The organism is Proteiniclasticum sp. C24MP (genome assembly GCF_043951855.1).
Taxonomy (GTDB): Bacteria; Bacillota; Clostridia; order Clostridiales; family Clostridiaceae; genus Proteiniclasticum.
The window spans coordinates 25,315-38,297 of record NZ_JBINJW010000012.1 but is presented as its reverse complement, the minus strand read 5'-3'; the positions used below and the strand labels follow the sequence as shown (position 1 = coordinate 38,297).

Here is a 12,983-nt window from a genome sequence, read left to right as displayed (position 1 = left end):
TGAATTTTATTCTGCATTCATAATAACCCACTTTTTGGTTTTATGCAATTTAATATCAGTGGAGGAAATTAGTTATGAATTTATCAAACTTCAGGTGAAAGCATTCAATTCTTAAGGGTAATCTGCTATAATTACTATTTGGGAACAGTGATTATTTATCAGAAGAGGGAGTACGGATAAATGAAAGTGAAAAAATGGGACGTTATCATCATCAGTCTCTTTGTTATAGCTTCTTTTATACCTGCCTTGATTTTCACGCTGCAGGCTCGAGCGAATTCGGGTGGGTACTATGTGGAAATCAAAGTACAGGGCGAACTGTATGAAACCAGACAACTGACTGGACATACAGGGAGAGAAGAAATAATGATAGAAACTGATTTAGGTGTGAATATTGTAGAAATCATAGATGAGAAAGTCGGGATGTACGAAGCGGACTGCCCGGACAAGATCTGCTATTCTCCGGAATACATCAGCAGACCTGGGGAGACCATCGTCTGCCTGCCCAACAGAATCGTGATAGAAGTCAAAGGAGAGAAACCGGATGCAGATGATGAAGACATTATCACAGGATGGGCAAGTGACCACCATGAATAAGACGACAAAAATGATCTTCATCTCTCTGATTGTCGCGCAGGCTCTGGTGCTCCATGTGATAGAAGGGATGATTCCTGTACCCATAGGAATTCCTGGCGCGAAGCTTGGGCTGGCGAATATCTTCACCATCATCTCCCTTTATATATTAGGCTTTAAGTCCACAGTGGTGGTAGTGGTGATGAGAGTCGCATTGGCCACCATGTTCGGTGGCACGCTATCTTCCTTCCTCTTCAGTTTAAGCGGAGGGCTACTCAGTCTGCTGTCCATGACATTCATCAAGAATCTGCTGAAAGATAAAGTGAGTATCATTGGAGTAAGTGGAGCTGGAGCAGTCAGTCATAATATCGGCCAGCTTCTGGTGGCATCCTACATCGTTAGAAACTGGACTGTTATGATGTATTTACCGGTACTCACCTTCATCGGTATTGGTACGGGAATCTTTATCGGAATCACTGCAAATTACATCATAGGGCATATGAGTAAGATCAAAGCGGTGAATAAGATCAGTCGGCTGAAAGAAGAAGAGATATTCATCAGAAAACAGTGATTCACTTCATTAATACTGCATGGAACACCCGCTTTAATAGACGGATGTTTCATGCTTTTTTTATGGAAGAGAAAAATAAAATTAATTTTTTGTTAACTATTGACAAGGGCTTATTCTGGTGATAATATTAAAAGTTAACAATTTGACATCGATGTCGAAACCCTGTATAATGATATTTGGAAGAAGGTGTTTTGATGGAATATTACAACAGTATTACAGATATTAAGAACGAAATCGAAAAAAACGTAGGTAGAGATGTGAAACTCAAAGCTAATGTGGGTAGACGGAAAATGTACGAAAGTACAGGAACCATTGAAAATGTATATCCAAGTATTTTCGTTGTAAGACTTGATAACGAAGCGAAGGGGTGCGTCAGTTTCAGCTACTCCGATGTGCTGACGAAAACAGTGACACTTTCATACAAGAATTAGTATGTACATGGTACCGGTATTCCGGTACTTTATTTTTTTGTGGAAATATCTGATGATATTTGTCATAATGAAGAATGAATAAAAATAAAGTAGGTGTTCAGGTGTTAGTTAAGGCATTTGCCAAAATCAATCTTTCTTTGGATATTGTGGGAAAAAGGGAAGATGGGTATCATCTCCTGGAGATGGTCATGCAGAATGTGGACCTTCATGATGATGTCATCATAGAAGAAACTGAAGAAGGGATTGTTCTTACATGCAACAAGGGGTATGTACCGGTTGATGAGCGAAATATCGCCTATAAAGCTGCGAAGCTTCTCATGGACACGAAGGGAATTGAAAGAGGTGTCAGCATCGATATCACAAAAAGGATTCCGGTAGCCGCAGGGCTCGCTGGAGGCAGTGCTGATGCTGCAGCGGTGCTGAAAGGGATGAATGTCCTCTTCAATCTTCAGATGTCTACGGAAGAGCTTATGGAGGTGGGTCTGAAGCTTGGAGCAGACGTACCTTACTGCATTGTCGGCGGGACCTGTCTTTGTGAAGGGATCGGAGAAATTGTAACACCGTTGAAGCCCTTCAGTGGCTATTCGGTCTTACTGGTGAAACCTTCCTTTGGTGTATCGACAAAAGACGCATACGGTTCATTTGAACTTGATCGGATCAATAAGCATGTGGACACAAAAAAGCTCATGAAAGCGATGGAGGATGGCGATTTAAACGGTGTGAACTATTATTCCAGAAATCTGCTGGAAAATGTGGTCCTTCGCAGATATCCCATTCTTAAAAGCATCAAGCAGATGCTGAATCGGAACGGATCTGCCGTGACGCTCATGAGTGGAAGTGGTCCTACAATCTACGGGATCTTCAGTGATGTGAGTGATGCTGAAAATGCTGCAAAAGTATTGAACAGAAATAACAATGAAGTCATTCTTACAAGAACGATTTGATTTCGGCTTCTTGAAACATGAAAAACAAGGGAGTGGTGCATCTGCGCCACTCCCTTGTTTTTCATGTATGTAAGCTATGTTTTTTTGCTTTTTTGAATGCTACAGTTCCATGAGTTCTCCCAGGTGACTGTCGCTTTTTTCGCTTATGAGCCTTCGAGCCAGTTTATAGATGTTCTGAGCCGCATCCGGTTTTCCGTTGGATCTGGAACGATGTTTCAGATTTTCCAGCTCTACCTCATTCAGGAGTATATTCTCAATGATTCTGCCGCAGTTTTCCCCGGTGCCAAGATCCACAGCCAGGCGATGTCTGAAAAGATAATCCGCATTCTGCACTTCATGGCCTGGGATTGCGGTGTAGATCGCCATGGGAGTGCCTGTGATGAAGCTTTCTGTGATGGTGAGACCTCCAGGCTTTGTGATGAGCAGATCTGTTATACTCAGGATATCATTCATGTTATCACAGTAATGAAGGGGAAGGATGCATCTGTCACAGTCTTCGCTGAGCTCCATGACCTTGTCATAGAGTTTATTGTTGCTGCCAGTTAATACAAGAGCCTGAAAATCTGATGGGATGTTCAGGATTTCTTCGATGATCTCTTCGATGTTTCCGATGCCGAGACTGCCACCGACGATGGTAAGCGTTTTTTTATCTGAACTGATATCCAGTTCCTGACAGATTTCGTTTCTTGGTCGGCTTTTCAGGAAATCCTGAGATACAGGAATTCCATATGGGAAAATCATTTCAGCGTTCCGGCCTCTTAATACCAGTTCCCGAACCATATCATCATTGGATACCACATAAGCGTCTACGTTTCTGTGGACCCAGAATGCGTGGGAAGCGTAATCAGTCATCACTACAAGGGATGGTTTCTGCCATCCGAATTTCTTCCGGAGGATCGACAATACCTGAGCGGTAAAAGCGTGTGTAGCGAAAATGATGTCCGGTTCGAATTCCATGATCGTAGGATAAAGCTGCTTGGTGATATAATCATTTCCTATGGTCGAAGATTTTATGAAGCGACCATCTTCATCTGAGTGTTTATAGAGATATTTAAAAAAAGACGGATAATGGCGAATGCTTCTCAGGTAGGTTCCTACCACGAGCTTATCCAGAAACGGGCTGATGTATTTTATGGTATCAATGATCTTAACCTCAGAATCGGGTTCGTTCAAGAGGATAGATTCTTTGATTGCTTCAGCTGCCTTTCCATGCCCGCCACCTGTCGATACTGACAGAATTAATGCTTTCATGCGTTGCACCTCATAATTCTTATTAATACTATTATTGCCTGAATTTCAGTATTTCTCAATAGGAAACCATAAATAGTCAAATCGGCTCCACTAATAGATTTTACTGAATAGAAATCTATTTTAGTTTATAATATAAATATTAAAGAGTTGTTAAGTTTTCTGGCAGGGAATCTTAAATTATTGATGAAGACTTGGATACAGAGGTGCAAAATGGAAAAAGTGAAGATTGAAGTAAGAAATAACAGGCATAATGAGGAGCCCATAGAGGTTGTTTATCTCGGAAGCCTCATGGAAAGAGAAAACCAGACCCATGTAGCCTATGATGAAAGCGTGCTGACGGGTATGGAAGGGGTTAAGACTGTTCTCATCATAAATGAGAATCATATAGAAATCATCAGAACCGGAAATATCAGATCCAAAATGATTTTCAAGGAAAAATACAGAGACAACTTTGTCTACAGAACGAATGAGGGAGCCATGTCCATGTCTCTGGAAACGGATGAACTCAATGTAGGGCGCGGGGAGAATCAGATTGATATATATATCAGGTATCGCTTGGAGATTGCCGGTGACAAAGGCGACAGAAATGAGATGACCATTAAAATCATAAGAAATTAAAAAAAGGCAACTAAATACAAAAATAATGGTAGCAGTATGAATCAAACTATGCTATCATTATTTTTGTATTTAATTTACCAAACACTAATCCCATTTTATTTAATGGGGTAATTCCTATTATACCAAACACAAAATACTTGTCAATAGTTCTGGGAGGAATTTTTATGAAAAACACAAAGTACATTTTTGTCACTGGTGGAGTAGTCTCGTCCTTAGGAAAAGGAATCACAGCAGCGTCACTTGGAAGGCTGCTTAAAAACAGAGGGCTGAAAGTGACGCTTCAGAAATTCGACCCTTATCTCAATGTGGATCCGGGAACCATGAGTCCGTATCAGCATGGTGAAGTGTTCGTAACCGATGATGGTGCGGAAACGGATCTGGATCTCGGACATTATGAAAGATTCATCGATGAAAATTTATCTCAGGACAGTAATGTCACCACAGGCAGAATCTACTGGAATGTGATCAGCAAGGAGAGAAAAGGGGAATATTTAGGTGGTACCGTCCAGGTCATTCCACACATCACCAATGAAATCAAAGGAAAGATCTTCAGCGCATCACACAATCAGGATGTGGACGTGATCATCACGGAAATCGGTGGAACGGTGGGAGACATTGAGTCTCTGCCATTTCTTGAAGCAATCAGACAGATCAAATATGATGTAGGTGAGGAGAATGTGCTGTTTATTCATGTGACCCTGGTACCATTCCTCGGAAAAGCCGGAGAGCTGAAGACGAAGCCCACACAGCATAGTGTGAAAGAACTGAGAAGCATAGGAATTCAGCCTGATATCATCGTATGTCGTTCAGAAAAGCCGCTGTCTTCGGAGCTGAAGAACAAAATCGGGCTGTTCTGCAATGTGGAATCCAGAGCCGTCATACAGAACCTTGATGCGGATATCCTCTACGATATTCCTCTTCTTCTTGAGAAAGAGGGGCTTGATGCACTGGCCTGTGAAAAGCTCCATCTTCAATGTGGTAAAGCTGACAACACTCAGTGGGAGGATATGGTATATCGGATGAAGCATCTGGACAAGAAAGTGACCATTGCTCTTGTTGGAAAATATGTGGAACTTCATGATGCCTATCTGTCAGTGGTGGAAGCGCTTTCCCATGGCGGTCTTTATAATGGAGCAGAAGTTGAAGTCAGCTGGATCAATGCCATGGATCTGACAAGAGAAAATGTTGTGGATAGACTTGAGAAAGCGGATGGTATTCTGGTGCCAGGTGGCTTCGGAACCAGAGGAATCGAAGGGAAAATCCTCGCCATTGAATATGCCAGAACCAGGAATGTTCCCTTTCTTGGAATCTGTCTGGGTATGCAGACGGCAGTGATTGAATTTGCAAGAAATGTCCTTGGGCATGAAGATGCAAACAGCAGTGAGTTTGATCAGGATACCGCTCATCCTGTCATAGACCTCATGAAGGAACAAAGAGGAATAGACGAACTGGGCGGCACCATGAGGCTGGGCCTTTATGAAGCGGAACTTGTACAGGGTTCCCATGCTGAGAAAGCCTATGGCAGGAAAACCATTTTCGAAAGACATCGCCATCGATATGAGTTCAATAATGATTACATCAAGAGCTTTGAAGAGAACGGTATGCAGTTCACAGGCAGAAACCCGGACAAGAATCTGGCTGAAATCATTGAAATACCGGAGCATAGATGGTTTGTCGCTACACAGTTCCATCCAGAACTGAAGAGCAGACCAACGGATCCTCATCCGCTATTCAAGGATTTCATAAAGGCGTCCATGGCAAAATAGAATATCTTATCTTTTTTATAAACGGCAGTATCTTTTATCGGATACTGCTTTCTTTGCATATACAGAGAGGCGGTTCAGATTCCCCTGAGCTTTACAATTCTCATTTTTTGATATAAGATGATTTCAATTTATGATATGAAATTTCTGCGCTGCATTCTACTATAATCTATAGAGATTCATTCTTTTTAATCCCAGAAAATCCAACAGATGATCAATATAACACCCATTGCTGTCATGAAGTATAAGGAATGGTGTATTAGTGAACAATAATGAATAAGAAAACCCGGAAAAGGAGCTGTACATATGGCCAATGAACAAATTAAGGAGCTGTCAAAGCTCAAACTTGACGAGCTTAGAACCCTTGCGAAAGAACATCAGGTGAAGAGTTACATGAAGTATCGTAAGGCGGAGCTGATTTCCATTTTGGATGAGGTCCTGAAAACGAAGGATATGACAGAAGATCAAGAACAGAAAACAGAAAGCGGAAAAGAGCAGCTGGTAAGGGCTGCCGATGGAGAGAAGGAATACAAGAAACCGCAAGAGGAGGAAGTATCCAGCAAGCATCAGGAAAAGCCTGATGCGGAAAGTGGTGAGGATACTTCATCAAAGAAGGATGAAACTCCTAAAGAGAGGGAAGCGGTCACATCCGGACGCAATGATGGAAGGAGAATCAAGTACTCCAATGAGTTCGACTGTAAAGGAGTATTCGAAATTCTGGACATGAACAACTTCGGTTTTCTAAGAGGAGAAAATTATCTGACGAGTCCTGATGATATATATGTTTCGCCACCGCAGATCAGAAGATTTGATCTGAGAACCGGGGATGAAGTCATCGGGTATGCCAGATATCCAAGAGAAGGCGAGAAATTTGCCGGTCTCAACTACATTGAAAAAATCAATGGGGAGAATCCGGAGAAATCCATTGGAAGACCCTACTTTGATCGACTTACACCGATCTATCCTGATGAAAGAATCAGGATGGAGGTGCCTTCCGAAAACGATCTGTCCACGAGAATCATCGATCTCATGGCACCCATGGGAAAAGGGCAGAGAGGTCTGATTGTAGCGCCTCCAAAGGCTGGTAAGACAACCATACTGAAAAAGATTGCGCAGAATATCGCGAAGAACAGTCCTGATATCAAAATCATTGTGCTCCTCATTGATGAGCGTCCTGAAGAAGTGACGGACATGCAGAGAAGCATTGATGGAGAAGTGATCTATTCAACCTTTGATGAGGAACCGGACCATCATACAAAGGTTGCGAGAATGGTTCTGGAACGTGCCAAAAGAATGGTGGAGCAGAAACAGGATGTGCTCATACTGATGGATTCCATCACAAGACTGGCCAGAGCCTACAACCTGACGGTGAATCCTTCCGGCAGAACCCTGTCGGGCGGTCTGGATCCAGCGGCGCTGATTATGCCGAAGAAGTTTTTCGGAGCGGCAAGAAACATCGAAGAGGGTGGAAGCCTGACGATCCTTGCAACAGCACTAGTGGATACGGGTTCGAGAATGGATGACATGATCTTTGAAGAGTTCAAGGGTACGGGCAATATGGAAATCCACCTGGATCGTAGACTTCAGGAAAGAAGAATATTCCCGGCGATAGACATCTATAAATCCGGAACCAGAAAAGAGAAAGCGCTACTGAGTGAGGATGAATACGAGATGACGATGAATATCAGAAGACAGATGAATTCTGGTGGAAGTGCAGATCGTGTTACGGAAGATCTGATCAAGATGATGAGTCAGTCTGAAAACAATGACGAATTCATTGAAGTGCTGAAAAACAGCAAGCTGTTTAAATAAGGGTATTAAAGAAGAAAGACTTTGTGCATTCTCTGGAAGGAGCAGGCGCAAAGTCTTTCTTGTATTTCAGGATTTTATTCACGTACAAGGATGAAATCAACATAATGTACTGAATAAGTGTCGATATAACCACATATTGTATGAAAGAGCATCTACTTCATTGCATACAGAAAGCAGATCGTAATTCAAAGCACAAATTCTTCCGGGGCTAGAATTTCAATCTCATTCCCTTCAATTCGGATAAGTCCATCCCGCTCCATATTGGACAACTCACGGGATACAGAGGGTCTGGCGACTTTTATGATTTCACTGATCTGTATTTTCTTGTGCCGCATTCTGAAGGTGGTGCTTCCTGCGGTTTCAATCTCTCGAGAGAGATAGATCATGAGTCTGGAGCGCACGTCGTTATGGGCAAGGATCTTGATTTTGTTCTTCAGTATGAAAATGTGATTGGACAGAAAGGTCAGGTAATTGGTGTTGAAGGTCTGGCTTTTTTCAAGCATGGTTCTCATCTGGGCAAAAGGAATAAAGAGTACGGTGCTCTTTGTGGAAGTGACCAGGGTGAAAGGGTATTTTGCCTTTGATGTGAACAGCAGGGGTGCTCCAAAGCAGTCTCCATGCCTGAAGACGTTTATGGTAAGTGCATCACCGCTTAATCCATACTGCTGAATGGTAAGGATTCCTTCCAGTACAAATCCGATGGTGTCACAGTCTTCGTTTTCTTCAATGACCAGGGAATCCTTTTCGTAGGTCTCCTGGGTGCAGCTGCTAAGATCAAGGATGGTTCTGATTTCTTCTTCGCTCATATTGTTAAACATGGAGTTTTTCATTAAGTTCGTCATGTTGATTTCCATTAATTTACCTCTTATTCTACTTTATTGGTTGGACCGCAAGCCGGTTTTCATCTTCTATCAGCTGAATTCAGAGCTCTTAAAAAAATGATCGGCAAAAACCTAAATATTATCAAAAGTGTAACAGATGTTACAGTTTTTACTTTCCTGTTCTATTATAATCAATTTCGTAATCCTAGTAAACAACTCAGAATTAAAAAGATGGTTATTGTCTCAGATTATGAAATCTCATATTTATTACTACTGTTTATGAGAATCAGAAAATTGCAGATATTATTCAGCGGATTATATTGAGAGGTTATGACTAAGGAAATGTTTAAAATTATTTCAGCAAACTGCTGGAGTATTCCAATAATGAAACAGTTGAAATTTTAAGGAGGATCAGTTTTATGTCAAACATGTTCTGTTTTCAATGTCAGGAAGCATCCAAGGGTACCGGTTGCGAAATCATCGGTGTCTGCGGAAAAAGTCCGGAAGTTGCAAATCTTCAGGATCTTCTCATCTATACACTGAAGGGGATTTCCCAGATTGTCGTCAAAGGAAATCTAAATGTACCATCCATGCGTAAAATCAATCACGAGGTCATCAATTCCCTGTTCATGACCATCACCAATGCGAATTTTGATGAGGATGCCATCGAGAATCAGATCAAGAAGATGATCGGATACAGAGAAGAGCTGAAGGAGCTGGCAAACCTGGATAAGTATTCTGACGCTGCACAGTTTACTGTAACAGACAGAGACTCCATGCTGAAGAAGGCGAAGCTTGTAGGGGTACTTTCCACAAAGGATGAGGATGTACGTTCCCTGAGAGAGCTGATCATCTATGGTCTGAAAGGTATGGCTGCCTATTCCCATCATGCATTGAACATCGGAAAAGAGAATCAGAACATCTACGGATTCACTTATGAAGCACTGGCTGCAACGCTGGATAATTCCTTAAGTGCAGATGACCTGGTGGCTCTGACATTAAAGACCGGTGAGCTTGGTGTGAGTGCCATGGCGCTTCTTGACGATGCCAACACATCAAAGTTCGGTAACCCTGAAATGACAGAGGTCAACATCGGTGTTAGAAACAAACCAGCTATTCTGATATCAGGACATGACCTGACAGATCTTCTGCAGCTTCTGGAACAGACCAAGGGAACAGGCGTGGATGTCTATACACACAGCGAAATGCTTCCAGCCCATTACTATCCTGAGTTCAAGAAGTATGATAACTTTGTAGGAAACTATGGAAATGCATGGTGGAAGCAGGTTGAAGAATTTGAATCCTTCAATGGACCAGTACTCTTCACCACAAACTGCATTGTTCCACCAAGAAATGAAACACTAAGAAACAGAATCTTCACGACTGGTGCATCAGGCTATCCAGGGTGTACACATATTGAAGCAGATGAAAAGGGTGTAAAGGACTTCTCCGCAATCATTGAAATGGCGAAGACACTGGATGCGCCAACGGAAATCGAAACCGGTAAGATCATCGGCGGATTCGCCCACGCACAGGTTACAGCCCTGGCTGACAAGGTTGTGGATGCAGTGAAGAGCGGAGCCATCAGAAAGTTTGTGGTTATGGCTGGCTGCGATGGCAGAATGAACAGCAGAAACTACTATACCGAATTTGCTGAAAAGCTTCCACAGGATTCTGTGATTCTGACTGCGGGCTGCGCGAAGTACAGATACAACAAGCTTCAGCTTGGAGATATCGGTGGCATTCCTAGAGTGCTGGATGCAGGACAGTGTAATGACTCCTACTCTCTTGTTGTCATCGCACTGAAGCTGAAGGAAATCTTCGGTCTGGATGATCTGAATGATCTTCCGATTGCTTACAACATCGCTTGGTATGAGCAGAAAGCCGTCATCGTTCTGCTTGCACTGCTGTATCTGGGAGTGAAGAACATTCATCTCGGACCAACACTGCCAGCGTTCCTGTCCCCGAATGTGGCAAACGTCCTTGTGGAAAAATTCGGAATCAGCCCCATCGGAGAAGTGGACGAGGATATCGAACTCTTCATGGCTCAGTAAGCATATAATCTGATACAGGTTCTCTTGTGTTGAGGTATTAACTTCTTCTCAAGGGAACTTTTTTCTCTGCTTCTTTCGTCTTGAGGGGGGTTCTACCAAAGAACTTTATTTTGATGTATGATTAGGGGTAGAGTAACCATGAAGGAGAAATTATTTTGAACATCATAACAGTTGAAAATATATCAAAGAATTTTGGAGAGAAGAAACTTTTTGAAGAAGTGACTCTGACTCTCGGAGATACAGACAAGATCGGCATCATAGGCATCAATGGTACAGGTAAATCCACCCTGCTGAAAGTCATTGCGGGGGTGATTCCGCCTGATACGGGCTCTGTGCAGAGGGTTGGAAAGGCGAGGATCATGTACCTGTCTCAGGATCCTGATTTCAATGAAAAGCTTACAGTCCTTGATCAGGTATTCAGTGGGGATATTGAAGAGCTGAGGACCATTAGAGCCTACGAAGAGGCGCTGCGAAAGACGGTGCAGGATCCGCATGACAAAGGGGCTCAGAAGCTCCTGATCACCCTCACAGGGAAAATGGATGCGCTGGATACCTGGTCCATGGAGTCCGAAGCCAAGACCATCCTCACGAAACTGGGCATCACGGATTTCGAGAAAAAGATCGGTGAACTTTCCGGAGGACAGAAGAAGAGGGTGGCCATGGCTACGTCCCTTATTACACCTTGTGATCTTCTCATCTTAGATGAACCGACCAACCATATCGACAACGATACCGTCGCCTGGCTGGAAGGATATCTGAAAGACAGAAGAGGGGCCCTTCTTATGGTGACCCATGACAGATACTTTCTCGAAAGAGTAACCAACCGTATTCTTGAAATCGATCGTGGTTCTGTCTACAGTTACCCTGTGAACTACTCCAGGTTTCTGGAGATGAAAGCTATGAGGCAGGAGCTTCAGGAAGTGGCTGACCGGAAGAGGAAAAAGCTTCTGGAAAGCGAACTGGCCTGGATCCGAAAAGGGGCAAAAGCGAGGACCACAAAGCAGAAGGCGAGAATAGACCGGTTTGAAGAACTGAAGAATCAGGATTCCTATGTGGAAGGATCCGATGTGGAAATCAGAACCGTTTCCAGTAGATTAGGGAAGAAAATCATAGAAATCGATTCCATTTCAAAGTCCTACGGGAATCATGTGCTTCTCAAGGATTTCAGCTATAATGTTCTGAAAGATGACCGTATCGGAATCATCGGAGAAAATGGAATCGGGAAATCCACTTTTCTGAAGATGGTAGCCGGACTTGTAGAGCCGGACAGCGGGAGTATCGACATCGGAGAAACTGTGAAGATTGCTTATCTTTCTCAGGAATACACCATCATGAATGAGGATATGAGAGTCATAGAGTATATTAAGGAAGCGGCGGAAATCATTGATACCGTGGACGGGAAGGTCACAGCATCGCAGATGCTGGAAACATTCCTCTTTCCTCCCGAAGAACAGTGGACACAGATCAGCCGCCTGTCAGGCGGGGAGAAAAGAAGACTCATGCTTCTGAGAATCCTTATGGAGAAACCCAATGTGATCCTTCTGGATGAGCCTACGAATGATCTGGATATCGCCACGCTTTCCGTCCTTGAAGATTATCTGGAAGGTTTTCCAGGTGCTGTGATCACTGTCTCACATGACCGGTATTTTCTGGATCGTGTAGCGGAAAAAATCTTCAGTTTTGAAGGGAATGCGAAGATAGAAATTCTTTTCGGAAATTATTCTGATTACGAAGAGAAGAAGCTCCATGAAGAAAAAGTGGAGGAAGCGAAGAAAGTGAAAGTAGAGCAGATAAAACCGCGTGACCAGAAGAAACCGAAGAAGTTCACTTATAAAGAACAAAGAGAGTTTGAAGGGATAGATCAGCGTATAGCGGATCTGGAACAGAAAATGGAAGAAACAGACGAAGAAATAGAAAAACATGCCACGGATTTCGAAAAGCTGAATGAACTGGTGGCTAAGAAAAATGCCATTGAAAAAGAGCTGGAAGAAGCCATGGAAAGATGGACGTACCTCAATGAACTTGCTGAAGAACTAGGGCTTATCTGAGTGCAATGAAAAAGAGAGGAAGCGATGCAATACTGCATGGCTTCCTCTCTGATTTGTGCAAAATAAAAAAGGACCAGAGCTGATCCTTAATTAAATGAAG

Annotated in this window: 11 protein-coding genes; 9 read left to right on the top strand and 2 right to left on the bottom strand. The window is 42.9% G+C overall.

What is annotated here, in order from left to right; genetic code table 11:
- The first annotated feature begins 180 nt into the window (after positions 1–180).
- The 4 genes from ACHAL6_RS09570 (at position 181) to ispE (ending at position 2,516) form a co-directional block, all read left to right on the top strand.
- Entirely contained in the window at positions 181–594 is a 414-nt protein-coding gene (locus ACHAL6_RS09570; protein WP_395270372.1) for a NusG domain II-containing protein, read from the top strand.
- Positions 587–1,141: a Gx transporter family protein gene (locus ACHAL6_RS09565; protein WP_395270430.1), complete on the top strand. Its 555-nt coding sequence runs from the start codon at positions 587–589 to the stop codon at positions 1,139–1,141. The genes ACHAL6_RS09570 and ACHAL6_RS09565 overlap by 8 nt, the downstream gene beginning before the upstream one ends.
- 194 nt (positions 1,142–1,335) lie before the next feature.
- Entirely contained in the window at positions 1,336–1,572 is a 237-nt protein-coding gene (locus ACHAL6_RS09560; RefSeq protein WP_395270370.1) for a Veg family protein, read from the top strand.
- Positions 1,573–1,673: 101 nt separating this feature from the next.
- Positions 1,674–2,516 carry a 4-(cytidine 5'-diphospho)-2-C-methyl-D-erythritol kinase gene (gene ispE / locus ACHAL6_RS09555; protein ID WP_395270428.1) on the top strand — a complete coding sequence of 281 codons (843 nt, stop codon included), beginning with the start codon at positions 1,674–1,676 and terminating at the stop codon, positions 2,514–2,516.
- Between the two features lie 99 nt (positions 2,517–2,615).
- Here ispE and ACHAL6_RS09550 read toward each other — a convergent pair whose 3' ends face one another.
- Positions 2,616–3,767, bottom strand: coding sequence for a glycosyltransferase (locus tag ACHAL6_RS09550; RefSeq protein WP_395270368.1), 1,152 nt, complete (start codon positions 3,765–3,767; stop codon positions 2,616–2,618).
- A 210-nt stretch (positions 3,768–3,977) separates the two neighbouring features.
- Between ACHAL6_RS09550 and ACHAL6_RS09545 the strand changes: the two genes are divergently transcribed.
- The 3 genes from ACHAL6_RS09545 (at position 3,978) to rho (ending at position 7,960) form a co-directional block, all read left to right on the top strand.
- The gene (locus ACHAL6_RS09545) at positions 3,978–4,385 is read left to right on the top strand and encodes a DUF1934 domain-containing protein (RefSeq protein ID WP_395270367.1); all 408 of its coding nucleotides are present in this window, start codon (positions 3,978–3,980) and stop codon (positions 4,383–4,385) included.
- Between the two features lie 164 nt (positions 4,386–4,549).
- Entirely contained in the window at positions 4,550–6,151 is a 1,602-nt protein-coding gene (locus ACHAL6_RS09540; RefSeq protein WP_395270366.1) for a CTP synthase, read from the top strand.
- 303 nt (positions 6,152–6,454) lie between these two features.
- Positions 6,455–7,960 carry a transcription termination factor Rho gene (gene rho, locus ACHAL6_RS09535; protein ID WP_395270364.1) on the top strand — a complete coding sequence of 502 codons (1,506 nt, stop codon included), beginning with the start codon at positions 6,455–6,457 and terminating at the stop codon, positions 7,958–7,960.
- A 185-nt stretch (positions 7,961–8,145) separates the two neighbouring features.
- Here rho and ACHAL6_RS09530 read toward each other — a convergent pair whose 3' ends face one another.
- A complete protein-coding gene (locus ACHAL6_RS09530; protein ID WP_395270362.1) occupies positions 8,146–8,814 on the bottom strand; it encodes a Crp/Fnr family transcriptional regulator in 669 nt (222 codons plus the stop codon).
- 386 nt (positions 8,815–9,200) lie between these two features.
- Here ACHAL6_RS09530 and hcp point away from each other — a divergent pair, with 386 nt between their 5' ends.
- On the top strand, positions 9,201–10,835 hold the full coding sequence (gene hcp, locus ACHAL6_RS09525) for a hydroxylamine reductase (protein ID WP_395270361.1): 1,635 nt from the start codon (positions 9,201–9,203) through the stop codon (positions 10,833–10,835).
- 155 nt (positions 10,836–10,990) lie between these two features.
- A complete protein-coding gene (locus tag ACHAL6_RS09520) occupies positions 10,991–12,883 on the top strand; it encodes an ABC-F family ATP-binding cassette domain-containing protein (RefSeq protein WP_395270360.1) in 1,893 nt (630 codons plus the stop codon).
- Positions 12,884–12,983: the final 100 nt, after the last annotated feature.